Origin of the sequence: Microbacterium sp. (assembly GCF_031178445.1) — a bacterium.
Classification (GTDB): Bacteria; Actinomycetota; Actinomycetes; order Actinomycetales; family Microbacteriaceae; genus Microbacterium.
The window spans coordinates 18,475-41,878 of sequence record NZ_JAPSIY010000001.1 but is presented as its reverse complement, the minus strand read 5'-3'; the positions used below and the strand labels follow the sequence as shown (position 1 = coordinate 41,878).

The 23,404-nt window shown below is 68.9% G+C and carries 25 protein-coding genes; 10 read left to right on the top strand and 15 right to left on the bottom strand.

Translation table 11 applies throughout. The features are described 5' to 3' along the window. Nucleotides 1-48: 48 nt before the first annotated feature. Both RIN43_RS00210 and RIN43_RS00205 read left to right on the top strand, forming a co-directional pair. Nucleotides 49-876 carry an alpha/beta fold hydrolase gene (locus tag RIN43_RS00210; RefSeq protein WP_309126855.1) on the top strand — a complete coding sequence of 276 codons (828 nt, stop codon included), beginning with the start codon at nt 49-51 and terminating at the stop codon, nt 874-876. Between the two features lie 7 nt (nt 877-883). Then, nucleotides 884-1,795, top strand: a complete 912-nt coding sequence (locus tag RIN43_RS00205) for an AraC family transcriptional regulator (protein WP_309126854.1) — start codon at nt 884-886, stop codon at nt 1,793-1,795. Here RIN43_RS00205 and RIN43_RS00200 read toward each other — a convergent pair. Further along, a complete protein-coding gene (locus RIN43_RS00200) occupies nt 1,782-1,997 on the bottom strand; it encodes a hypothetical protein (protein ID WP_309126853.1) in 216 nt (71 codons plus the stop codon). The two genes, RIN43_RS00205 and RIN43_RS00200, sit on opposite strands and share 14 nt — an antisense overlap. A gap of 145 nt (nt 1,998-2,142) precedes the next feature. Between RIN43_RS00200 and RIN43_RS00195 the strand changes: the two genes are divergently transcribed. From RIN43_RS00195 to RIN43_RS00185, 3 genes are read left to right on the top strand one after another with little or no spacing between them, the layout of a single operon-like run. Next, complete coding sequence (locus RIN43_RS00195; RefSeq protein WP_309126852.1) at nt 2,143-3,717, top strand: DUF4407 domain-containing protein; 1,575 nt, start codon at nt 2,143-2,145, stop codon at nt 3,715-3,717. A 26-nt stretch (nt 3,718-3,743) separates the two neighbouring features. Continuing rightward, complete coding sequence (locus tag RIN43_RS00190) at nt 3,744-4,250, top strand: hypothetical protein (protein WP_309126851.1); 507 nt, start codon at nt 3,744-3,746, stop codon at nt 4,248-4,250. Nucleotides 4,251-4,259: 9 nt separating this feature from the next. Continuing rightward, nucleotides 4,260-5,273 (top strand): aldo/keto reductase family protein, encoded by a 1,014-nt coding sequence (locus tag RIN43_RS00185; protein ID WP_309126850.1) that lies wholly within the window; start codon nt 4,260-4,262, stop codon nt 5,271-5,273. Between the two features lie 89 nt (nt 5,274-5,362). Here RIN43_RS00185 and RIN43_RS00180 read toward each other — a convergent pair whose 3' ends face one another. Genes RIN43_RS00180 through RIN43_RS00165 form a run of 4 tightly spaced genes read right to left on the bottom strand, consistent with a single transcriptional unit; the run spans nt 5,363 to nt 9,848 of the window. Further along, complete coding sequence (locus RIN43_RS00180) at nt 5,363-6,286, bottom strand: carbohydrate ABC transporter permease (RefSeq protein WP_309126849.1); 924 nt, start codon at nt 6,284-6,286, stop codon at nt 5,363-5,365. Next, the gene (locus RIN43_RS00175; RefSeq protein ID WP_309126848.1) at nt 6,283-7,227 is read right to left on the bottom strand and encodes a sugar ABC transporter permease; all 945 of its coding nucleotides are present in this window, start codon (nt 7,225-7,227) and stop codon (nt 6,283-6,285) included. The genes RIN43_RS00180 and RIN43_RS00175 overlap by 4 nt, the downstream gene beginning before the upstream one ends. A gap of 17 nt (nt 7,228-7,244) precedes the next feature. Then, entirely contained in the window at nt 7,245-8,555 is a 1,311-nt protein-coding gene (locus RIN43_RS00170; RefSeq protein ID WP_309126847.1) for a sugar ABC transporter substrate-binding protein, read from the bottom strand. Nucleotides 8,556-8,612: 57 nt separating this feature from the next. Further along, nucleotides 8,613-9,848, bottom strand: coding sequence for an aminotransferase class V-fold PLP-dependent enzyme (locus RIN43_RS00165; protein WP_309126846.1), 1,236 nt, complete (start codon nt 9,846-9,848; stop codon nt 8,613-8,615). 156 nt (nt 9,849-10,004) lie between these two features. Here RIN43_RS00165 and RIN43_RS00160 point away from each other — a divergent pair, with 156 nt between their 5' ends. After that, nucleotides 10,005-10,700, top strand: coding sequence for a FadR/GntR family transcriptional regulator (locus RIN43_RS00160; protein ID WP_309126845.1), 696 nt, complete (start codon nt 10,005-10,007; stop codon nt 10,698-10,700). Nucleotides 10,701-10,724: 24 nt separating this feature from the next. Here RIN43_RS00160 and RIN43_RS00155 read toward each other — a convergent pair whose 3' ends face one another. From RIN43_RS00155 to RIN43_RS00130, 6 genes are all read right to left on the bottom strand, one after another. Further along, entirely contained in the window at nt 10,725-12,113 is a 1,389-nt protein-coding gene (locus tag RIN43_RS00155) for an FAD-linked oxidase C-terminal domain-containing protein (RefSeq protein WP_309126844.1), read from the bottom strand. A gap of 111 nt (nt 12,114-12,224) precedes the next feature. Beyond that, nucleotides 12,225-12,734, bottom strand: a complete 510-nt coding sequence (locus RIN43_RS00150; protein ID WP_309126843.1) for an ACT domain-containing protein — start codon at nt 12,732-12,734, stop codon at nt 12,225-12,227. Between the two features lie 31 nt (nt 12,735-12,765). Next, nucleotides 12,766-13,815 (bottom strand): PLP-dependent cysteine synthase family protein, encoded by a 1,050-nt coding sequence (locus tag RIN43_RS00145; protein ID WP_309126842.1) that lies wholly within the window; start codon nt 13,813-13,815, stop codon nt 12,766-12,768. A 157-nt stretch (nt 13,816-13,972) separates the two neighbouring features. After that, on the bottom strand, nt 13,973-14,764 hold the full coding sequence (locus RIN43_RS00140; RefSeq protein ID WP_309126841.1) for a GntR family transcriptional regulator: 792 nt from the start codon (nt 14,762-14,764) through the stop codon (nt 13,973-13,975). A 10-nt stretch (nt 14,765-14,774) separates the two neighbouring features. Then, nucleotides 14,775-15,173 (bottom strand): D-ribose pyranase, encoded by a 399-nt coding sequence (gene rbsD, locus RIN43_RS00135; RefSeq protein WP_309126840.1) that lies wholly within the window; start codon nt 15,171-15,173, stop codon nt 14,775-14,777. Between the two features lie 14 nt (nt 15,174-15,187). Beyond that, the gene (locus tag RIN43_RS00130) at nt 15,188-16,144 is read right to left on the bottom strand and encodes a ribokinase (RefSeq protein WP_309126839.1); all 957 of its coding nucleotides are present in this window, start codon (nt 16,142-16,144) and stop codon (nt 15,188-15,190) included. A gap of 115 nt (nt 16,145-16,259) precedes the next feature. Here RIN43_RS00130 and RIN43_RS00125 point away from each other — a divergent pair, with 115 nt between their 5' ends. Beyond that, a complete protein-coding gene (locus RIN43_RS00125) occupies nt 16,260-16,916 on the top strand; it encodes a transaldolase family protein (RefSeq protein WP_309126838.1) in 657 nt (218 codons plus the stop codon). Nucleotides 16,917-17,075: 159 nt separating this feature from the next. Here RIN43_RS00125 and RIN43_RS00120 read toward each other — a convergent pair whose 3' ends face one another. Next, a complete protein-coding gene (locus RIN43_RS00120; protein ID WP_309126837.1) occupies nt 17,076-17,756 on the bottom strand; it encodes a FadR/GntR family transcriptional regulator in 681 nt (226 codons plus the stop codon). Between the two features lie 56 nt (nt 17,757-17,812). Here RIN43_RS00120 and RIN43_RS00115 point away from each other — a divergent pair, with 56 nt between their 5' ends. Both RIN43_RS00115 and RIN43_RS00110 read left to right on the top strand, forming a co-directional pair. Further along, on the top strand, nt 17,813-18,688 hold the full coding sequence (locus RIN43_RS00115; RefSeq protein WP_309126836.1) for an amidohydrolase family protein: 876 nt from the start codon (nt 17,813-17,815) through the stop codon (nt 18,686-18,688). Between the two features lie 51 nt (nt 18,689-18,739). Further along, on the top strand, nt 18,740-20,281 hold the full coding sequence (locus tag RIN43_RS00110) for an arylsulfatase (RefSeq protein WP_309126835.1): 1,542 nt from the start codon (nt 18,740-18,742) through the stop codon (nt 20,279-20,281). A gap of 70 nt (nt 20,282-20,351) precedes the next feature. Here RIN43_RS00110 and RIN43_RS00105 read toward each other — a convergent pair whose 3' ends face one another. After that, a complete protein-coding gene (locus RIN43_RS00105; protein WP_309126834.1) occupies nt 20,352-20,945 on the bottom strand; it encodes a dihydrofolate reductase family protein in 594 nt (197 codons plus the stop codon). A gap of 53 nt (nt 20,946-20,998) precedes the next feature. Between RIN43_RS00105 and RIN43_RS00100 the strand changes: the two genes are divergently transcribed. Then, nucleotides 20,999-21,652 (top strand): TetR/AcrR family transcriptional regulator, encoded by a 654-nt coding sequence (locus tag RIN43_RS00100; RefSeq protein ID WP_309126833.1) that lies wholly within the window; start codon nt 20,999-21,001, stop codon nt 21,650-21,652. A gap of 90 nt (nt 21,653-21,742) precedes the next feature. Here the strand turns inward: RIN43_RS00100 and RIN43_RS00095 are convergent, their stop codons facing one another. Then, the gene (locus RIN43_RS00095; protein WP_309126832.1) at nt 21,743-22,495 is read right to left on the bottom strand and encodes an SDR family oxidoreductase; all 753 of its coding nucleotides are present in this window, start codon (nt 22,493-22,495) and stop codon (nt 21,743-21,745) included. Continuing rightward, nucleotides 22,492-23,352 (bottom strand): fumarylacetoacetate hydrolase family protein, encoded by an 861-nt coding sequence (locus tag RIN43_RS00090; RefSeq protein WP_309126831.1) that lies wholly within the window; start codon nt 23,350-23,352, stop codon nt 22,492-22,494. Before RIN43_RS00090 ends, RIN43_RS00095 begins: the two co-directional genes overlap by 4 nt. Between the last annotated feature and the right edge of the window lie 52 nt (nt 23,353-23,404).

Genomic DNA, 23,404 nt, shown 5'->3' with positions numbered 1-23,404 from the left:
GGCGCGTATGCCGCGCCCGTATTCCTTCCAGTCCCCGGGACGGGGTCGATGAGCCGCGTACTCCGCATCGAGGGCCGTGAGGTCGTCTGGGATCGCTTCGGATCCGGTCCGCCCCTGGTGATGATGCACGGCACGCCCTGGTCTTCGCAGCTCTGGCTGCCGACGGCGCGAGCACTCGCTGCGAGATTCACCGTGCACGTGTGGGACATGCCCGGGTATGGAGCATCGTCGAAACGCCCGGAGCACGCCGTCGATCTGGGCGTGCAGGGCGAGATCTTCGCGCGGCTGCTGCGAGAGTGGGCGCTGACGCGGCCGCACGTCGTCGCGCATGACTTCGGTGGTGCCGTCGCGCTGCGCGCCCGGCTGCTGCACGGCGCCGCGTACGCATCGCTCACACTGGTCGATGTCGTCGCGCTCTCGCCGTGGGGCTCGCCCTTCTTCACCCTGGTCAAGGAGCACGCCGACGTGTTCCCGCAGCTGCCGGCGGCCGTGCACCGCGGGGCGATCGAGGCGTACATCCGCGGAGCGAGTCATCGCGATCTGCATCCGGACGACCTTGCGATGCTCGTCGAGCCGTGGCTCGGCGAAGAAGGACAGAGCGCGTTCTACCGTCAGATCGCGCAGGCGGATGAGCGCTACACCGATGAGATCGAGCCGCACTACGCAACCATCGACGAACCCGTGCACATCGTCTGGGGTGCGCAGGACTCCTGGATTCCGGTTGACAGGGCTCATCGCCTGCACGCGGCCATCCCGCATTCGACGCTCACCGTGATCGAGGGTGCAGGACATCTGATCCAGCTCGACGCACCCGCCGAGCTCGCGACGACCCTGCTGCGTCGGCTCGAGGAACAACCGGAGACCCCTGGCGGTTGACCTCCGTATGAGCAGTGTCGCCCTGGATCCGCCCGTCGCCGAGCTCGCGCAGGCCGGCTGCGTGTGGACCGGAGCCGCTGGCGCCGACCTCGAGAAGGTCCTCAGCGACGTCGTGATCAGTGTCAGGGCGCAGCGGCGCGTGCGGACGACGACAGACGAGTCGCTGACCCTGGGTGGCCGGGATGTCACCCTCGCCTACGTCGCACAGGGCGAACTGGGCACGGTCGCGCCGGACGGCTGTGTCCTGTCGCGTGGTGGCGTCCTGCTGCTCAGCGGCGATACGCGCCACCGGATGCGCACGAGCGCCGGGTCGCGCATCGCCATCACCGAGCTGCGGCTCGTCGGCGATGGCGTGCGCCTCGCGGATCTGCTGCCCGAGGTCGCGTGGGTCTGCGGGTTCGACCGCCTCGAGCCGGCGGCCGCGGCGCTGGTCGAGCACCTGGACCGCACCGCCGAGACGGGTGACGCCGTACGCAGCGGTGACCGCGCGATCGGCCGGATGCTGTCCACTGTGCTGCTTCAGTCCGCGATACGCGCCTGGGCGCTGGGCTGCGCGCCGGCCGGCTGGCCCGCTCGCAGCGACGACCCGTTCCTGGCCCGGGCGATCGACGCGATTCATGCCGAGCCCGACCGCGCCTGGACGATCGATCAGCTCGCCGGCATCAGTGCGATGTCGCGATCGCGCTTCGCCGAACGTTTCCGCGCGGCGGTCGACTGCTCACCCGCGGGCTACGTCGCGCTCGTGCGCATGCGCGCCGCACGGGACATGCTGTCGCGCGGTGAGGGCGTGAGCGCGGTCGCACACGCGCTCGGCTACGGCTCCGACGAGGGGTTCAGCAGGGCGTTCAGGAGGCATCACGGCGTCACGCCATCAGTGTGGCGCTCGGAGCATCCGTCTGAGGCGGTCAACGCCGGGTGAGGAGCATCGCCGCTGCGGAAATCGCGCGATCGAGCGAGTCGGGTGCGAACGGCCGGGGCGCGGGATGCGGACGCAGACGTCCGCGCACTCGCGCCCGAGCCCTCTTCAGTGCACCCACGACGACGATGCGGACGGTGGTGAGCCCGTTGCGGACGCGTCGGCGCTCGCGACCCGCGGGGGCGGTCTGTGTCGTGCCTGTCATGATTCCAGCGTCGCGATCGGGCACCCCCGTGCACCCGACCGACCGTCCGGCAGCATCCGACCGGGCGTCCAGAGCCGCGGGAAGCTGGGAGCGCTTGCAGGGATCATCCGGGAGTCGCACAGGCGCGCCTTCCTACCCTCGATGAATGTCTTACTCCGCGCATCGCCCTGGCCGGATGGATTCCCAGGGGCGGATCTCGTTCGAGACCGACGCCGCCGACGGCACGGTCAGCGACGACGACCTCGACTTCCTGCGCAGTTTCGATCCCGCCGGCTCGGACGCCACGCGGGAGACGTACGTCGATGAGACACGCACCCACCCGAACGAGGTCGTCGACCCGTCCGACGCCGAGGGCGGCGAGCCGGCAGCCCCGGCATCCATGCCCCGTCGGGCTCCTCGGCCGAAGCGCGAGCGCAAGCCGCGCACGCCTGGTTCACGCCTTCGCACGATGGCGATCCTCGGCGGAGCCGACGGCGAGGTGCTCGACCGCGTGCCGGGCGAGACTCCGCGCTTCGTGCAGATGTTCTTCGTGCTCCTCGGCACCGCTCTGATCTCGGCCATCTCGATGCTCTTCGCGCTCACCACGGGTGTGCAGGTCGCGATCTGGGTGGCCGTGCCACTGGCGCTCGTCTGGGCCGCGATCATCTTCAACCTCGATCGCTTCCTCACCTCGACCATGACGTCGACGCGCAGCATCGGCAAGCTGATCGGCCTGGCGCTGCCGCGCGTCGCGATGGCCGCCCTGATCGGGTTCCTCGTCGCCGAGCCGCTCGTGCTGCAGGTGTTCCACAACGACATCTCCCGCGAGGTCGCCGCCACCAACATCGTGCAGGCACAGCAGGATCAGGACGCGCTCGAGAACGGACCCGAGAAGAAGGCGCTGGATGCGGCATCCGAGCGCGTCTCCACCCTCGAGAACCAGGCGGCCACCGGAATCGTCGCCGGCACCGAATCGGGCTCGGCCAGCACGTCCGCGGCGCAGGGCACGATCGACGACATCACCGCGAAGATGGCCGAACAGCAGAAGGTGATCGACTCCGCCCGCGCACTGTACCAGTGCGAGCTGACCGGTGAGGGCGCGGGCGAGGTGCCCGGCTGCACCGGAGTGAACGGCGAAGGCTCCAGTTCGGATGCCGCCAAGGCGCAGCTCGCACAGGCGCAGCAGACCTACGATGCACTCGCGGCACAACTGCGCACGGCGAACGACGACCTCGCGGCGGCCGAGTCGGCGGCGAAGCAGAACACCTCGGCATCGGAGCAGACGAACCGCCAGCAGGCCCAGGACCAGTTGCCCGCCGCACGGGACACCTACGAGCAGGCGCTCGCCGCCTACAACGCGCGCGCCGATGCGGTCGCGCAGGGCAACGCCGGCGCGATCGGTCTGCTCAGCCAGATCAGCGGGCTGAACCGTCTCGCCGAGAAGGAGCCCACGATCTTCTGGGCGCACTGGCTCATCGCCGCGCTGTTCTTCATGATCGAACTGCTGCCGGTCATCGTGAAGGTGCTGACCTCCTACGGCGATCCGTCGCTGTACGAGAGGGCGGCAGCGATCCGCAGGCAGGTGGATCTCGATCGCGTCACCGCCGAAGGGTTCCGCGACAGGGCCGCTATCGTCACGTCGCCGGATGCCGCGGCATCCGATCCCGCGTCGGCGTCAGCGGCGACCGGGTCGGCCGAGCCGCAGACGCGCGCCGAGCGGCGCGAGACCGTCGCGGTGTAGTTCATCGCGTGTGAGAGCATGACCTCATGAACCCGGACGCTCGTGCGACGGCCTCGATCTCGATCGCGGGTGTGGTCGCGGTCACGCTCTATGCGGCGTGGGCGGCGGTGCAGATCCTCGTGCTGAACCCGATGGCCGTTGTGCCCGGTCGTTCGCTCGCCGAGATCCACGCCGAGATGGAAGCCGTCGGCGAGGGGATGAACATCGTTCTTCCCCTCGTGGTGCTCGGCCTCGGCGTCGTGATCGCCCTCATCGTCGCGAGGGCGGCGATCGGCTCGCGGATGGCCCCGCTGGGCGCCACGCAGCTGTTCCTCACCGTGCTGGGCTTCGGTGCGCCGGCGTACTTCGTCGCCTCGTTCGGGACGGGCATGAACCTCGCCGACGCCTACAACGTCTCCGGCGGCGACCAGTCTCCCTGGGCGATTCCGCTGTACCTCGTGAGCATGCTGTCGTTCCTCGCGGTGATCGTGTTCACCGTGCGGCACTCCCGCGCCCGTCGGCGGCTCGCGCCTCCTGTCGCATCCGCGCGCTAGCGTTGGACCATGGTCAACTATCGCTATCTCGGCAACAGCGGATTCAAGGTCTCGGAGATCACCTACGGCAACTGGGTGACGCACGCTTCGCAGGTCGGCGACGACGCTGCTGTCGCCACGGTGCACGCTGCGCTCGATGCCGGCATCACCACGTTCGACACCGCCGACACCTACGCGAACACCGCCGCCGAGGTCGTGCTCGGCAAGGCGCTGTCCGGTCAGCGCCGGGCCGGGCTGGAGATCTTCACCAAGGTGTACTTCCCGACCGGGCCGAAGGGCCCGAACGACACCGGTCTCAGTCGTAAGCACATCATGGAGTCGATCAACGGCTCGCTGGAGCGGCTCGGCACCGACTACGTCGACCTCTACCAGGCGCACCGTTACGACCACGAGACCCCGCTCGAAGAGACGATGCAGGCCTTCGCCGACGTCGTGCGGCAGGGAAAGGCGCTGTACATCGGAGTCTCGGAATGGACGGCCGAGCAGCTGCGTGAGGGGCACGCCCTGGCCACGCAGCTCGGCTTCCAGCTGATCTCGAACCAGCCGCAGTACTCGATGCTGCACCGCGTCATCGAGGGCAAGGTCGTACCCGCGTCCGAGGAGCTGGGCATCTCGCAGATCGTCTGGTCGCCGATGGCACAGGGCGTGCTGAGCGGCAAGTATCTGCCCGGTCAGCCGGTGCCCGAGGGCTCGCGTGCCACGGATCCGCACTCCGGCGCGCACTTCATCGAGCGCCTGCTGAAGGACGACATCCTCGAGGCGGTGCAGAGGCTCAAGCCGATCGCCGCCGAGGCAGGGCTCACGATGCCGCAACTCGCGATCGCCTGGGTGCTGCAGAACCAGAACGTCGCGGCGGCGCTGGTGGGAGCATCCCGCCCCGAGCAGCTCGCAGACACGGTCAAGGCGTCGGGCGTGAAACTGGATGCCGACGTGATGTCGGCCATCGACACCGCCCTCGCCGGCGTCGTGAACGACGACCCGGAGGACACCTACGCGTCCTCGCCGAAGGCCCGCCTGGTCTGAGTCGCACCGACACCCCACCTGACACCGAGACCCCCTGTCGCAGACGTCTGCGACAGGGGGTCTCGGTGGTAGGGCGGGACGTCGTGCGACTACTCCTTCACTGCTCCCGAGGTGAGCCCCTGCACGATCCAGCGGCTCGCCAGGGCGAACATCGCCATCGTCGGCAGGATCGTCAGCACCGCGGCGGCCGACATCGAGCCCCAGTCGATGTTGAACGTCGAGATGAACCCGTTGAGTGCCGACGGCATCGTGCGGTTGGCATCGGTGTTCATCAGCACCACCGACAGGAACAGCTCATTCCAGCAGTTCACGAAGTTGAAGATGAACGCTGCGATGATGCCGGGGGTCATGACGGGCACGAGCACGCGGAACAGCGCGCCGAGCCGCGAGCATCCGTCGATCATCGCCGCCTCCTCGAGAGCGTCGGGCACGTTCTCGAAGAATCCGCGCAGCATGACCGTCGAGAACGGGATGCAGATCGCGATGTACACCAGGATCAGCCCCGGCTTGGTGTCGACCAGGCCGAGATCGCTCATCATCGAGTACAGCGGGCCGAGCGCGATGAACGCGGGGATCATCTGCGTGAGCAGGAACGCGATCAGCACCGCGCCCTTGCCTCGGAACTCGAAGCGCGCCAGCACGTAGGCGCTGAGCAGCGCGATCAGCGTCGCCACGGCGCCGGCGGTCACCGCCACCAGCGCCGAGTTGCCGAGGAAGACGCCGAAGGAGCTCTTCTCGAACAGGCTGGTGTAGTTCTCGAGCGACGGCTCGCTGGGCCAGTACTCGATCGGATAGCTGTTGATCGTGCCGGGTGACTTGAACGAGGTCAGCGCGATCCAGTACAGCGGAAACAGCGTGATGATCAGCCAGAGCGCGAGACCGACGACGCGGATCACGCCGCGCACCGTCACCTTCCGCGGGCCTCGAGGAGCGGATGCGGGGTCCGGCACGGTCACACGGCGCGTGTCGGTCATGGACGTGCGCGCCGCCGTGGGGCCTGTCATGGTCGTCATCGCTGCGCCCTCCGCATCGCCATCAGGTAGAACGCGCAGAACACGAAAAGGAACGCGACGACGATCAGGCCGATCGCGCTCGCGATGCCGTAGTTGCCCTGCTGGGTGTAGTTGATCATCCACGTCGTGATGATGTGCGTCTGGTTAGCCGGACCCCCGCCCGTCATCGCCCAGATGATGTCGGGGAAGTTGAAGATCCAGATCACCCGCAGCAGCACCGTGAGGAACAGCGTCATCGAGATGTACGGGATGATGATCGAGAACAGCTGACGCGCCTTGCCCGCGCCGTCGAGGCTGGCAGCCTCGAGCACATCGTCTGGCACCGACTGCAGGGCGGCGAGGATCATGATGGCGAAGAACGTGACCCCGTACCAGATGTTGGCCGTGATGACGGCGAACATCGCCAGCTTCGGGTCGGCGAGCCACGGCAGCGGGGCCTCGATGAGCCCGGCCTTCATGAGCAGGTCGTTGACGACGCCGAATTCGGCGTTGAACATCCAGCGGAACAGCATCCCGATCAGGAACCCGGACACGGCCCACGGGAAGAACACCAGTGCCTGGTAGAGACCGCGGAAGCGGAAGCGCTTGCGCAGCGCGAGTGCGATGAGAAAGCCGATCACCAGCTGAGGCACGAGCGAGGCGACCACCCAGAGCACCGAGTTCCACGCCACCGTCGCGAAGGCCGGGTCCTGGAAGACGGTGACGAAGTTCTGCAGGCCGACGAACGGCGTCGAAGTGAGGTCCCACAGGTTCCAGTCGTGGAACGCCATACGCGCCCCCTGCAGCATCGGCGCGTAGGTGAACCAGCACACGAACACGATCGCCGGGGCCATGAACGCCAGCAGCGTCAAGGCGTGCCGGCCGCGGAACGCCCGACGACGGGAGGGGGAGGCCCCGCCGGCGCTACCGGCGGAGCCCTTCTCACGGATGCGGGGGAGCATCTGGCCTGACAACGTGATCAGCCCTTCTCCGAGGCGTACTTCTCCGTCCAGAACTCATCCCACGAGGTGAGCAGCTCCTTCGTGGTCATGTCGCCGAGCAGCACCTTCTGCACGTCCTGGTCGGACTTCTGGATCCACTCCGTCCACCAGCTCACACCGCGAGGCTGGCGCACGTTGATGTAGGTCTCCGGGTCCTCGGTCATCGTGACGTAGCTGGTCCACGGGCCGGTCTTGTAGAACTCGTCATCGGATGCGGACGTCACGATCGGCACCAGGCTGTTCGCCTGGGCGAACTCGGTGGCGGGCTCCTCCGACGCGAGGAACTGCACCAGCTTGACCGCGGCCTCCTTGTTCGCGCTGTTCTCGGCGACGCCCCAGCCCGCGACGGCGAGCGGCTGTGCGGCTTTGCCGCTCGGGCCGACCAGCAGAGGAGCGGTGTCCCACTGTTCCTCCTTCAGCGACGAGTCCTGCACGGTCGCGATGACCTCGGGGTCCTGCAGCAGGAAAGCCGTCGAGCCGTTGGTGAACCCGGCGACCATCTCGGGGTAGCCCCACGACACGGCAGACGGGGGCGACGCCTGCTCGAAGAGCGCGAAGTAGTCGTCCACCGCCTCCTGCGCCTCAGGAGCCGAGAACATCGTGTCGCCGTTCTTCAGCAGGAAGGCGTCGTCGACGTTCAGGTCGTCGATCGTGTACGCCTCGATCGCCGCGACGACGTTGCTGTTGGCGTTCTGGCCGCCGCGGAACGCGTAACCGTAGATGTTCTTCGACGGGTCCTGGATCTCGGACGCCTGCTCCAGCAGGTCCTTCCAGCTGTGCGGCGGGCCGTCGAAGCCGGCCTGCTCGACCAGGTCCTTGCGGTAGAACAGCGACAGGCCGTAGAAGCCGTAGGGCACGAAGTACGACTTGCCGTCCTCCGCGACCGATGCCGACTGCGCGTTCTCGGTGAGGGCATCCCATCCGTCCCATGCCTTCAGGTCGTCGGTCAGGTCGTACAGCCAGCCGTTGTTCGAGAACGGTCCGACGGTGATGTCGCGCACCTCGAGCACGTCGACGCCCTTGCCGGACTGCAGCATCTGCTGGATCTTCTGGTCGGCCTGCTCGGTGGGGGGCGAGACGAGATTGACCTTGATGTCGGGGTTGTCCTTCTCGAATTCGTCGAGCAGGCCGCGGATCAGCTCGGTGCGAGCGGGATTCGTCAGGCTCTCGACCATCTGCAGGGTGACCTTGCCGTCTTCGGCAGGGCCGGCGCCGGAGGAGCATCCGGTGAGGGCGAGGACGGCGACCGTGCCGATCCCCGCGGCTGTCGTCAAGATCTTGTGCTTCACGATGTGCCTCTCTGTGGTGGGTAGTGGATCTACTGGGGTGATGGTTCGGGTGCAGGGTCAGGCGACGGTGGTCGCCGTGGGGACGCGGATGCCGGCGCGCCGCAGGATCTGCGGCACGCAGCGCTCTGCGAACGCGTGGAAGTCGGACGCCTCGGTGTACAGGTGCGCCGAGAGGCGGAAGTAGCCGATGCCGCGGAAGCTGGTGAACGCGGTCTCGACGCCGACCTGGTCGAACAGGTCCATGCGCAGGGCGTCGGCGTCCTCGCGGGTCGCGCCCAGGCCGTCGGGCAGACGCACGAGCCGCATCGAGGGCACGGGGGAGGGGAGAGGAGTGATCGGATCCTCGGTGCTGAAGGGGCGCAGCGCCTCGGCGATGATCTCGGCCCCGGCATCGGCGATCTCGGCCATGCTGCGGCGGGCGGCAGCCCACCCGTACTCGCTCTCGACGAACTCGATCGCGGCGGGCGTGGCGATGTAGGTGGTCGCGTCGATCGTGCCCTGTGTGTCGAACCGATCGGGGTAGGGCTCGGGTGCGCCCCAGGAATCGATGAGCGGCCACAGCTCACCGCGGTCCGGAGCGGACGTGACCAGCAGTGCGGAGCCGCGCGGAGCGCACGGCCATTTGTGCAGGTTGCCGAACCACCAGTCACCGCCGCCCTCTGCCGCAGCGTCGGCGACGAGACCGGGCGCGTGCGCGCCGTCGACGAGGGTGCGCACGCCGCGCTCGGCGGCGAGCTGCCAGATGCGGCGCGTGGGCAGCATCCGGGCGGTTGGCGAGGTGATCTGATCGATCACGATGAGACGCGTGTGCTGCGTGATCGCATCGGCGAACCGCTGCACCACGTCGTCGTCGGAAGCAAGAAGGGGCACCTCAACGGTTCGCACGCTCGCCCCGAAGCGACGTGCGAGACGCTGCGCGCCCATCGTCACAGCCCCGTAGCCGTGATCGGTGACGAGGATCTCGTCGCCGGCCTCCAGGCGCAGCGCGTTGTAGACCACCGTCGCGGCCGCCGATGCGTTCGGGACGAACGCGCTGTGCTCCGCGCTGGCTCCGACGAAAGGCGCGGTGCGCTCTCGGGCCTCCCGCACGTGATCGGCGATCCGCGGGAACCATCCGACCGGAGTCAGGTCCGCTTGACGACGCAGTGCGTCCTGGCGTTCGACGACCGCCGTGGGCACGGCGCCGAAGGAGCCGTGATTCAGGTGGATGACGTCAGGGTCGAGCGGCCAGGCATCACGGGCACGCCCGTATGACTTCAGCCGGATCGGCGGGAACGGCTTCGCCGTGGTCATGCTTCCTCGCAGGGGGATCGGTGACTTGTTGCACAACTTTGCCACAACACGGCGGCTTTCGCGACCCTCGGCCTCGATTGGTGGCAGAGTTGTCATACGAATTGGTGAGCCGAGCGATTTCCGCCAGACTCGCAACAGCAGACCGACGGAGGACCGATGAGCGCACTCGACACGGCTCTGCACGGGTTGCGATCGCTGATCGCGGACGGCACGCTGCGCCCCGGCGACAGGCTGCCCAGCGAGGGTGAGCTGTGCGAGCAGCTCGGGGTGTCACGCGGTTCGTTGCGTGAGGCGATCAGAATGCTCGCCGCGCTGGGCGTTCTCGAGACGCGCCACGGATCGGGCAGCTACGTCGGCGACCTCAACGCCGCGGACGTCATCGGCAGTCTCTCGCTGACCGTGGGACTGCTTCCGCTGGACTCGATCCTCGAGCTCTACGAACTGCGTCGCGCTCTCGAGGCGCATGCGTCGTCGCTGGCCGCCGCTCGGGTGGACGAGAGCACGCTCACCGAGCTGGACTCGCTGCTCGCCGAGATGGAGGGCACGGATGACGACGACGAGCACTCCCGTCTCGATCATCGCTTCCACATGCGCATCGCCGAGATCGCGGGCAACTCGGCTCTCGCGAGCCTGCTCGCCGTGTTCCGCGCCCGATCGCGCGCCTACCGCATCTTCAGGACCGACAGCGCGGCTGAGATCAAGGCACTCTCGGATGCCGGTCACCGCGCCATCCTGCGCGGTCTGCAGTCGCGCGACCCCGTGGCCGCTTCCGCCGCCGCGGCCGGTCATGTCGCGCAGACCGAGTACTGGCTGCGCAAGCTGCAGCCGGATGCCGTCGGCCTGACCGACTGACGACTCCGCGACTGGTCGCAGCCGTCAGATCGCGCCGAACATCGCACCGGGGTTGAGGATGTTCTGCGGGTCGAGGGCGCTCTTGATCCGCAGGTTCAGTTCGAGCACGTCGTCGCCCAGGTAGTCGGCGAGCCACGGCTGCTTCAGACGCCCGACACCGTGCTCGCCGGTGATGGTGCCGCCCAGCGCGATCGCCAGATCCATGACCTCGCCGAAGGCGAGGTTCGCGCTGGCCTCCTGTGCCGCATCCGCCGGGTCGAACACGATCAGCGGGTGGGTGTTGCCATCGCCGGCGTGCGCCACGACGGCGATCTCCACGTCATGCCGGTCGGCGATCTCGCGCATCCCCTCGATCAGCTCGCCCAGCCGTGGCAGCGGAACCCCGGCGTCCTCGAGCAGCAGCTTCCCGCGCTTCTCGACCGCCGGGACCGCCAGCCGGCGGGCTTCGATGAGCGCCTCGCTCTCGTCGGGGTCGCTGGTGGCGTACACCTCGGTCGCCCCATGCAGGCCGCAGGTCTGCTCGATCGTCTCGATCTGCGCCGCGGCGACCTCGGTGGGCTCATCCGACTGCACGATCAGCATCGCCGCCGCCGTGCGGTCCAGCTCCATCCGCGTGACGTCCTCCACGGCGTTGATGGTGACCTGGTCCATGAACTCCAGCATCGAAGGGCGCATCGTCGCCTTGATGTCGACCACCGCCCTGATCGCGCCCGCGACCGTCGGGAACATCGCCACCAGCGTGGTGGGCGTGCGCTGCGCCGGCACCAGCCGCAGGACCGCCTCGGTGACGATGCCGAGCGTTCCTTCGCTGCCGACGAACAGCTTCGTCAGCGACAGCCCGGCGACGTCCTTCAGGCGGGGACCGCCGAGCGTCACCGCGCGGCCGTCTGCGAGCACCACGGTGAGGCCGAGCACGTAGTCGGTGGTCACTCCGTACTTGACGCAGCACAGGCCACCCGCGTTCGTGGCGATGTTGCCGCCGATCGAGCAGAACGCCTGCGAGGACGGGTCGGGCGGATACCACAGGCCGTGCTCGGCGGCTGCGGCCTTCACCTCGGCGTTGAAGGCGCCGGGCTGCACGACCGCCATCTGCAGCGCCGCATCGATCGTGATCCGCCGCATCCGCTCGAGCGAGACGACGATGGCGCCGTCCACGGCGGAACTCCCGCCGGAGAGGCCCGAGCCCGCGCCGCGCGGCACGATGCCGACACCCTCGCGCGCCGCGATGCGCACAGCAGCCTGCACGTCCTCCGTGCAGGTGGCACGCACGACCGCGAGCGGTGTTCCGGCAGCCGCCTCCTCCGCTCGGTCGTGGCGGTAGGCCTGCAGCGAGTCGGGATTGGTCACGACCGCGCCTTCGGGCAGTTCGGCGGCCAGCGCGGAGATCACGCGCGCGTCGCGGTCCAGGTCCATGGGCATCCTCGGCGTTCCGGCTGCCCGCAGCGGCAGCACTCCGACAACTGTGTCATACGCGCGGAACCGGGCCCCGGCATCGGGGACGGCGCGGTCGCGCGCTCGGTCTGCTCAGGCGATCGTGATGTCGACCTGGAGGTCGTGCGTGAGGCGCTCGATGTCGGCGCGCAGCGCCTCGATGTCGGCGGATGCGGGTGCAGTGGCCGTCACCGTCGACTCGAACAGCCGGCCCCCGGCCATCGCCGCGTCCCTGGTCTCGGTCGTCATGCTCTCGATGCTCAGGGCGTGAGCGCTGAGCACGCCCGAGATCTCGCGCACGATGCCGGGGCGATCATCGCCCAGCACCGACAGGGCGATCTGCTGCGCGGTGCCGGACTCAGGGGCCTGAGACCCCGTGCTCACCGTGATGGCCAGCAAGCCGTCGAGTTCGGTCAGCGCTCCGCGCAGCTCATCCGCCCGCTCGTCGGCGACGGTGATCTGGATCACTCCCGCGAAGGTGCCGGCGAGCTCGGCGAGACGGCTGTTCTCCCAGTTGCCGCCATGGGCATCGATCGCTTCGGCGACGGCCGCTACGAGCCCGGGACGGTCGGCTCCCGCGACGGTGAGGATGAGCGTGGTCATGAGGCCAGCGTAGCCACACACCGCCCGGCGGTCACCAGGCGCCACCGTCGAGGAAGCGTTCCATGCGCTCGCGGAACGGCGCGAGATCCCAGCCCTGCTCTGCGACCCAGTCGTCGGAGTAGTAGGTCTGCGAGTAGCGCACGCCGCTGTCGCAGATCAGGGTCACGACGCTGCCGGTCTCACCGGCATCCCGCATCCGGGCGATCAGCTCGAACGCCCCGTACAGATTCGTGCCGGTCGAACCTCCCGTCCAGTGCAGGGTGCGCTCGCGCAGCAGCCGGATCGCGGCGACGGATGCGGCATCCGGCACCTGGATCATCTCGTCGATCACGCTCGGCACGAAAGACGGCTCCACCCGCGGGCGGCCGATGCCCTCGATGCGGGAGGGGCGTCCGACGGCATCCGCATCCCCCAGCCAGGCGGAATGGAACGCGGAGCCTTCGGGATCGACCACGGCCACATGAGTCGCGTGCCTGCGGTACCGCACGTAGCGGCCGAAGGTCGCGCTCGTGCCGCCCGTGCCCGCGCCCACGACGATCCAGCGCGGCACCGGATGCCGCTCCTGCGACAGCTGGCTGAACACGCTCTCGGCGATGTTGTTGTTGCCCCGCCAGTCGGTCGCGCGCTCAGCATAGGTGAACTGGTCGAGGTAGTGGCCGCGGCAATCGGAAGCGAGCCGCCTGGCCTCAGCCGAGATGCCGGAGGCGTCGTCGATCAGATGGCAGCGCCCGCCGTAGAACTCGATCAGGTCTATCTTCTCCTGGCTGGTGGAGCGGGGGATGACGGTGATGAATTCCAGCCCCAGCATCCGCGCGAAGTACGCCTCCGACACCGCGGTCGACCCGCTCGACGACTCGACCAGCGTTGTGCCCTCGTCGATCAGTCCGTTCACCAGCCCGTACAGGATCAGCGACCGCGCGAGCCGGTGCTTCAGCGACCCCGTCGGGTGCACCGACTCGTCTTTCAGGTACAGGTCGATGCCCCACTCGGCCGGCAGCGGGAAGAGGTGGAGGTGCGTGTCTGCCGAGCGATTGCCATCGGCTTCGAGCACACGGATGGCGGAACTGACCCATTCGCTCATGGCATCGAGCGTAGCCCGCGGGCGGTTCGCCACGCCCGACCACGAACTTCACGGATGACCACGTTGTCGCCGTCGACGACGTGGTCATCCGTGAAGAACGTGGTCGGAAGCGACGCGCGACGGTCGCGGGACAGCAGGGTGCGCGGGGCGGATGCCGTCAGGAGACGTGAACGAGCGAGCCCTGTGAGCTGTCGGTGCTGAGACGGAACTCGAAGCGGGAACGATCGCCGCGGTGGTACGCGATGAAGAACTCGATCGGCTGCTCCGACTCGTCACGGCTGACGCTGCGCAGGCGCAGCAGTGCCGAACCGGCGCTGACACCCAGTTGCATCGCCTGCTCGTGGGTCGCGACGGTGGCCTCCGCTGAACGCACGCCGTGCGTGGCGACGACGCCGTTGTCGGCGAGCAGGGCGTAGAGCGACGAATCGCGCAGATCGGCGCCGAGCGTCGGCTCGCCGATCTCTCGCGGCATCCACGTCGTCGACAGCGACCAGGCCTCGCCGTCGACATGGCGCAACCGCGTCAGCACGACGACCGGCGCGCCCTCCTCGACCTCGAGCGCGGCAGCCACTTCGGCATCCGCTTCCGTGAGCTCGTGCCGCAGCACCTCGCTGTGCACGTGGCCGCCGCGGCGCTCGACCTCGTCGAACAGGCCGACCAGGGTGTGCACCAGCGATTCGCTGGTGCGGGGGCGGGCGACGAACGTGCCCTTGCCCTTGATGCGCTCGACCGCTCCTTCGTGCTCGAGCTGTGCGAGCGCCTGGCGCACCACCGTTCGCGAGATCCCGTACTGCTCGCACAGGCGGTGCTCGCCGGGCAGCGGGTCGCCTGGCTGCAACCCGTCGCGGACGATGCCGTCGAGGATCAGCTGACGCAGCTGGTCGTACATCGGCGCCGTGGAGGCACGATCGATTCCGGTGCCGGAAGGTTCGGGGTTCGTGGCGTTCATGGCAGCGGTCTCAGTACGCGACGCCCGCGTGGAGGATCACGTTCGCGTACGGGGTGAACTCGCCGGAGCGGACGAACGCACGGGCCTCGTGCGTGCGTTTCTTGAACTCGACGTGCGGCACGAGCTCGATGTCGATCCCCGGCAGCCGTTCGCGCAGCGCGTCCAGCACGTGCGGGCTCGTCTCGGTGACCTCGGACGACACCGTCGCGCCTTCGACGACCAGTTCGGCCAGTACCGTGTCCAGCACATCGAGGAAGGCGGGAGCACCGGGCCGGTACGCGAGGTCGATGCGCTCGGCACCCGCCGGGATCGGCAGCCCGGCGTCGGTCACGACGATGAGGTCGGTGTGCCCGGTCTCGCTGATGACCCGAGACAGTGCGGGGTTGATGGTCGTAGCCGTCTTGCGCATATCAGCTCCTCCTGTCAGATCCTGGCGGCAGCGGTCTGCTCGGCGAGCAGCGCGTCGACCTCGTCGCGCCGGGGAAGACTGGGTGACGCCCCCTGGCGCGTGACCGCGATCGCACCGGCCGCGCTCGCCAGCCTCGTGGCCTCGGCCAGAGACCAGCCGTCCGCGAGCGCCGCGCCGAGGTATCCGGCGTAGGCGTCGCCGGCCGCCGTGGTGTCGACCGGCTCGACGGGGATCGGCTCGATGAAGGTGGTGCCCTCGTCGGTCACGACGCACGAGCCCTTCTCGGCCATCGTGATGACGGCCGCGCCGACGCCCTGTTCGAGGAACCAGCGGCCGGCACGCTCGGCGGATGCCGCATCCGTCACCTCGATGCCGCTGAGGATCGACGCCTCGGTCTCGTTCGGCGTCACGATGTCGATGTTGCGCCACACCTCGGCCGCGAGCGGAGCGGCCGGGGCCGGGTCGAGCACCACGGTCATGCCGTGCTCGCGAGCGCGCGACGTGATGTGCAGGGTGAGGGATGCCGGCGTCTCGAGCTGAGTCAGCAGCACACCGGTGCTGGGGGCGAGCGCTTCGAGCGCGGCGTCGATCTGCTCGGCGCTGAGGTGAGCGTTCGCGAGCGGCACCATCACGATGTCGTTCTGCGCCGACGAGTCGACCCGGATGTGCGCGATGCCGGTCGGGCCAGGCACGGTGCGCAGGTGGGCGAGGTCGACGCCGGCGCTGCTCAGCCCATCGACGACGAGGTCGTGGAAGAGGTCGTCGCCCACGCAGCCGACGAAGCTCGTTCGGGCGCCGGCGAGTCCCGCCGCGACGGCCTGGTTCGCGCCCTTCCCGCCCAGCAGCAGCGTGAACTGGTCGCCGAGGATAGTCTCGCCGCGCGCCGGAAGGCGGTCGGAGAAGGTGGTCACATCGGCGGTGACGCTGCCCACGATGACGACGCCGGTGCGGGCTGGCTGGTCGCTGGTCATGTTCTCCCGATCGTCTTCGGCTCGGCTGCCTCTGCTGTCTTTGGACAGGGGCGGATGCTGTCATAACATTAGCCGCATCCGAACCTGTAACGACAGGTTGGTGAGAGGAGACCGGATGACCGCCCCGCGACTGTATGTGGACAGCGCCGATGTCGATCTGGTCTCCGGACTGCTCGCCTCAGGAGTGGTGCACGGCGTCACCACGAATCCCACGATCCTGGAGCGCGGCGGTCGCACGGCCGCCGAGATCCCCGCCCTCTACGAGCGCTGGGTCGGCGAGGGCGCGCAGGAGGTGTTCTTCCAGACGTGGGGCGGCGACGCCGCATCCTTCCTGCGCAACGCCGAGGGCATCCGCGCGCTCGGCGACCGGGTCGCCGTCAAGGTGCCGGCGACCGCCGAGGGCTTCGCCGCAGCGTCCGCCCTCGTACGCGACGGCGCGACCGTGCTCGTCACCGCCGTCTACTCGGTCGCGCAGGCGCTCGTCTGCGCGAGCATCGGCGCGCACTACATCGCTCCGTACCTCGGCCGGATGCGGGACGCGGGCATGGACGGCGATGCGCTGATCGGCCGCATGCAGGCCGTCTGCGACGGCAGCGGCACCAACGTGCTCGCGGCGAGCCTGCGAAGCGCCGACGACATCGTCGGACTGCGCGAGGCGGGGGTGCCCTACTTCACGGCGGCGCCGGCAGTGCTCGACGAACTGCTGTTCCACGAGGTGAGCGACAGCTCGGCGACCGAGTTCGACGCCGCCATGATGCGCCTCGGGGCCTGACGGCGACTGAGTTCTCGACGCCCCTGGGGTTCTTCGCCGCCGCCCGCGCTCCGCATCCGTCTGGATCTCGGGTCGCGAATCGTCCCGCTCGCGCGGGGTGTTTCGAGGCGTTCTGCGATCCGAACTGTGATGCGCGACGGAGCCCCGATGGTCCGCGGGCTAGGCGGTGGCCGCCTGGCGCAGCCAGCGCTCCACTCCGGCGACGTGTGCCGTGGCCAGTGAGGTCGCCAGTGCCGAGTCGTGCTGCGCTACGGCCTCGGCGATCGCGCGGTGCTCCGACAGGGTGCGGTCCAGTGCGCCCTGCTCGGTGAGCCCGCGCCACACCCTGGCACGGATCGTCTGACTGCTCAGGCTCTCGATGAGGCTCGCGAGGTAGCCGTTGCCCGTGAGCCGCACGATCTCGCGGTGGAAGCGGATGTCGTGTGCGACCAGGTCGTCGATGGAGACGGTGTTCGGGTCGACCGACTCGATCTCGTCGATCAGGCTCTGAGCCTCGGCGTCGGAGGCGTTGCCCGCGGCCAGACCGGTGGCCTGCGACTCGAGCATCCGACGCACGGCGAACAGCTCGAGCAGTGAATCGTCGTCGTGCATGTCGACGACGAAGCTGATCGCCTCGAGCAGCAGGTGCGGTTCCAGGCTCGTGACATAGGTGCCGTCACCGCGGCGCACGTCCAGCACCCGGATCACCTCGAGCGCCTTGACGGCCTCGCGCATGGAGTTGCGCGAGAGGCCCAGGCGCTCGGACAGCTCCTTCTCGGGCGGGAGCCGGTCGCCGGGGCCCAGTTCGCCCGAGACGATCATCGCCTTGATCTTCTCGATCGCCTCGTCAGTCACTGCCATGGCGACATCATAACCAGTGGTCGGATGTCTGCGAGCGGCTGTGTGAAGATGGGCGCATGCGCGCTCTCGATGCCCATCTGCACCTGTGGAATCCCGAAGTCCTCACCTACGGCTGGCTCGCGGGAGCGCTGGACTCGACGTTCGCCGAGGCGGAGCTGGAGCGGGAGCGGCTTTCGGGCGCGCAGGAGCAGGCCGCCGTCTTCGTGCAGGCCGACCCGATCGAGGAGCAGGCCGTCGACGAGGTGCGCTGGGTCGAGTCCGTGGCGCAGGCCACCGGGGTGGTGGGGATCGTCGCGGGTGCCAGGCTGGATCGCGGGGCGGCGACCGAGGCCCAGCTCGATGCGCTCTCCCGGCATGAGCTCGTCGTCGGAGTGCGGCACCTGCTTCAGGGCGAGCCGGACGGGTTCGCGCGCAGCGAGGACTTCCTCGACGGGGCCAGGCTGGTGGCCGGTCGCGGTTGGACCTTCGACGCCTGTGTGCGCGCGCACCAGATCCCCGATGTGACGGCGCTGGCCGCCGCCGTGCCCGGGCTGTCGATCGTGCTCGACCATCTGGGCAAGCCCGCAGTCGGCACAGAGGGGGCGCCGCTCGCACCGACCGCGGACTGGCTTCGCGACCTCGCGCACCTCGCGCAGCACCCGCAGGTGCGTTGCAAGCTCTCCGGGTTGCCCGCCGAAGCCGGAGGCGTCTTCTCGGCCGAGCAGTTCACGCCGTTCCTGGATGCCGCAGCCGACGCCTTCGGTGAGGATCGGCTCATGTGGGGCAGCGATTGGCCCGTGTCGTCCATCGACGTCGCGGAGCCTGACGGCCGCTACCTGCAGGGTGCCCGCGACGACTGGTTCCGCACCGTGTCGGACTGGGCTGAGGCGCGCGGGCTCGACACCGGCAAGATCTTCTGGTCGAACGCCGCGACTTTCTACGGCATCCGCTGACCTCTGCGACAGACGACGCCGTCTCCGCATCCGACCTCGAAGGGGAGTTCCATGACCGAACCGTCATCGCACCGGGACGAGCCGCGGCCGAACGTCGTGCTCATCTGCGTCGACCAGTGGCGCGGCGACTGCCTCTCGTCCGAGGGGCACCCGGTCGTGCGCACCCCGTATCTCGACGCCCTGGCCGCGCGAGGTGTGCGATTCCGCAACGCGTACTCCGCGACGCCCACGTGCGTGCCGGCGCGGATGGCCCTGCTCACCGGCCTGTCGCAGGAGCAGCACCGGCGAGTGGGCTATCAGGACGGCATCGACTTCGACATCGCCGACACGCTGCCCCGTGAGCTGTCGGCGCACGGGTATCAGACGCAGGCGATCGGGAAGATGCATTACTCGCCCGAGCGCGTGCGCATCGGGTTCGACGATGTGATCCTGCATGACGGCTATCTGCACCACTCGCGCCACCGCGAACGCGACCCCCGGTTCTACGACGACTACCTGACCTGGCTGCGCGCGCAGGCGGGCGCGGGTGCGGTGGAGGACTACCTCGAGAACGGCATCAACTGCAACTCGATCGTCGCGCGCCCGTGGGACAAGCCCGAGCGGCTGCATCCGACGAACTGGGTCGTGACCGAGGCGGAGAACTGGCTGTATCGCCGAGACCCCACCCGGCCCTTCTTCCTGTATCTGTCGTTCCACCGCCCGCACGCGCCCTACGACCCGCCGGCGTGGGCCTTCGAGCAGTACCTCGACGCGCCTGAGCAGGAGCCGCCGGTGGGCGACTGGGTGGGCGAGTTCGCTCACCTGCGCAACGACGCTCTGCCCGACGCCAACATCGCCCGTTACGACCCGCGCATGGCGCACCGCGCTCGGGCGGGCTATTACGGGCACATCAGCCACATCGACGCACAGATCAGCAGGTTCCTCGAGATCCTCGCGGAGTTCGGCGTGGCCGACGACACCTACATCCTGTTCACCTCCGACCACGGCGACATGCTCGGCGACCACGACATGTGGCGCAAGGGCTACCCGTACGAGGGCTCGGCGCGGGTGCCGATGATCCTCGCCGGGCCCACGATCGCGGCGGGGCAGTGCGCGGAGTCGATCGTCGAACTGCGCGACGTCATGCCCACGCTGCTCGGCTGCGCGGGAGTGGGTGCTCCCGAAGGGCTCGACGGACGCGATCTGCGCGAGCTCGTCGAGCTGCGCGATCACGGCGCCTGGACGGCCGCTCCCGCGCCCGCGACCCGGGGCTCATCGGATGCGGGAGCGGAGCTCGAACCCGATGAGGCGCATCTGCACGGCGAGCACGTGCTGCTGGGGCAGTCGATGCAGTGGATCCGCGCCGGCCGCTGGAAGTACGTCTGGCTCTCGGAGTCGGGCCGTGAGCAGTTGTTCGACCTCGTCGACGATCCGCAGGAGCTGCGCAAAAGGGCGGGTGATCCGTCGGCCGCCGACGCGCTGGTCGCCTGCCGGGCGCGTCTGATCGACGACCTGCGCGGTCGCCCGGAGGGTTTCGTCGACGGCGACGAGCTCGTCGCAGGCCGACCTGTGCAGACCCTGCTCGAACACCCGCACAGCCGCCGGCACGACTGAGGGGTCGTGACCCGTCTCATCCGGATGCCCGAAACAGACGAGTCGCGACCCTCCAGGCACTGCGTCGGGGTCATCCCGGCAAGGCGCGGACGGAGTACTCGGCCAAGAGCAGGCCGGTGCTCGACCGGGCCGAGCGTTCCAGGCTCAGATCGACGCGCGCGCTGTCCGCGAACAGCTTCGTGCCCGAACCGAGGACGATGGGGAACGTCACCAGCACGAGTCCGTCGAGCAGATCCGCTGCAAGCAGGGAGCGGACAAGCATTCCACTGCCGAGCACGCTGATCGGGCCATCGACTTCTTCCTTCAGCCGCGCAACGGTCTCCGCGGCATCGCCGGCGAGCAGCGTGGAGTTGGGGTGCGGGAGCTTTGTGCTCGCCGACGCGGAGCAGACGTACTTCGGCATGGCGGCAAGCAGGCCGGTGAACGGATTCGGGTCTGTCGTCGAGAGCCAGTGGCCGACGAGCTGGTCATAGGTGCGGCGGCCAAAGAGCATGGCCTTCGTGGTCGACATGTCGGCGCCCATGAACTCTGCCGTGACGGGGTCGTCGAACCCGCTCGCCCATCCGCCGTGCTGGAACCCTCCGCGGGTGTCCTCGTCGGTTCCTCCGGGGCCTTGGATGACGCCGTCGAGGGTGATGTTCTCTGTTGCGACTATTCTCCCCATGGGATTCCTTTCTAGACTCACGAGTATGATATCTAGAAAATAGACTCATGCGTATGGAGAGTCAACCCCAGCGCCCCAGTTCGCTGCGCAAGCGGGCCGCCATCACGGCCGCGGCCGCCGATGTCTTCGTGCGCGACGGCTACGATCCCGCCTCGATGGACGAGATCGCGGAACGGGCAGGCGTGTCCAAGCAGACGCTGTACGCGCATTTCGGAAGCAAGGAGGGCCTGTTCGTGCAGGTGCTCCAGGCGGAGACGGAACGCGCCTTCGCGTCGTTGCCGATTCATGAGCAGGAGTCGGCGTCGGTCACCGCATCTTCCCTTCGCCGCCATCTCGAAGCGTTGGGGGAAGCGTTCCTCGAGGTTGTTCTGACTCCGAGGATGATCGGGTTACGACGACTCGCCATCGCGGAATCCCACCGCTTCGCGGCATCTGCCGAGGCTTTCGCCAGGGGAGGCCACGAACGCAGCGTCGAGGCCCTCGCCCGCATGTTTCGCGGGCTCGTGGAAAGAGGGCTGCTCGCCGGAGACGCGCGCCGTGCCGCCCGCACTTTCGTGCTGCTCGTCGTCGTCGGCCCGGTCGACCGTGCGATGTTCGGATCCGCACCTTTCGCCGAACAGACGCGCGCTGCGCATATCGCCGAGGGTGTCAGGCTGGTGCTCGCGGGGTTCGGGGATCGCGCTCGGAACCCCTCGGGCGACCGGTGAGCAGCCGCCGGCGCGACTGAGGGGCCGCGACCCGTCTCATCCGGTTGCCGGAAACAGACGAATCGCGACCCCTCGAGGCGGTCGGTCAGCTCACTCGGGGCGGGGGCGCAGCTGAGCCATGCCGCCGTCGACCTCGATGAACGTGCCGGTGGTTGACCCGGATGCCGGGCTGACCAGGTACAGCACCGCGCCGGCGACCTCTTCGGCCGAGACCAGGCGGCCGTGCGGCTGCCTGGCGTTGAGCGCGGCGCGCTCGGCCTCGGGGTCGGCGGCCGAGTCGAGCAGGCGGTTCACCCACGGCGTGTCAGCGGTGCCCGGGTTGACGGCGTTGATGCGGATGCCCTCGCGCAGGTGGTCGGTGGCCATCGCGCGGGTGAGGGCTGACACGGCGCCCTTGGACGCCGAGTACAGCGCGCGCTGCGGCAGACCGGTGGTCGAGGCGATGGATGCCGTGTTGCACACCGCCGCCGCGGGAGACTCGCGCAACCACGGCAGCGCGGCCGAGGTGACCCTGGCGATGCCGGTGACGTTGATGGAGAGCACGCGGGCCCATTCGTCGTCGTCGTTGGCGGTGACATCGCCCTGAGCGCCGATGCCGGCGTTGTTGATCACGATGTCGATGCGGCCGAAGCGCTCACCCACCGCCGCCACGGCGGCATCCACTGAGGCGCGGTCGGAGACGTCGGCGGTGAACGCCGCGAAGCGCTCATCGGCGCCGGACGTGTCGCGGTCGAGCACCGCGATCTGCGCACCCTCCTCGTGCAGCCGGCGCGCGATGGCGGCGCCGATCCCGGATGCTCCGCCGGTGACGATCGCGACCAGGCCCTCCACCTGGCCGGTCACCTCTGCGCCTCCCAGGCGACGAACTCCTGGCGCTGGCGGCCCAGACCCTCGATCTCGATCTCGACGACGTCGCCGGCCTTCAGATAGGGGAACTTGCCGCCGAACGCGACGCCCTGCGGCGTGCCGGTGAGGATCAGGTCGCCGGGCTCGAGGGTGACGTACTGCGAGAGGTGGTGCACGATCGTGCGCACGTCGAAGATCATGTCGTTCGTGTTCGAGTCCTGACGCGGCTCGCCGTTCACCCAGCTGCGCAGGTTCAGGTTTTGCGCGTCGACCTCGGCGGCCGGCACCAGCCACGGCCCCGTCGGGTTGAAGCCGAAGGCGATCTTCCCCTTCGACCACTGCCCGCCCGACACGTCCATCTGATACGCGCGCTCCGACACGTCGTTGGCGACCACATAGCCGGCGATGTGCGCCTCGGCCTCGTCGACCGAGTCGAGATACGCCGCGCGCGTCCCGATCACGATGCCGAGCTCGACCTCCCAGTCGGTCTTCTCGCTGCCGCGGGGGATGGTAACCGTGTCGTTCGGGCCGACGACGGTGTTCGGCGTCTTCAGGAACAGGATCGGCACGGTCGGCGGCTCGGCGCCGGACTCGCGGGCGTGCGCCGCGTAGTTCTGGCCGATGCAGATCACGGCGCTGGGGCGGGCGATGGGCGAGCCGATGCGCAGCGAATCCGCATCCGCGAGTTCGGGGAGCGTGCCGGCATCAAGCGCCTCCTGCGTGCGTCCGACGGGATCACCGGCGAGGAAGTCGCCGTCCACATCGGATGTCACCGGGCGCAGATCGAACGTGCGGTCGCCGTCGATGACGACGGGGATCTCGCTTCCGGACTCGCCGAGTCGCGCGAACTTCATGGTTCTCCTTCACGTCTTCGAGGCGGATGCTGACACCGCATCCGTCGTTGAC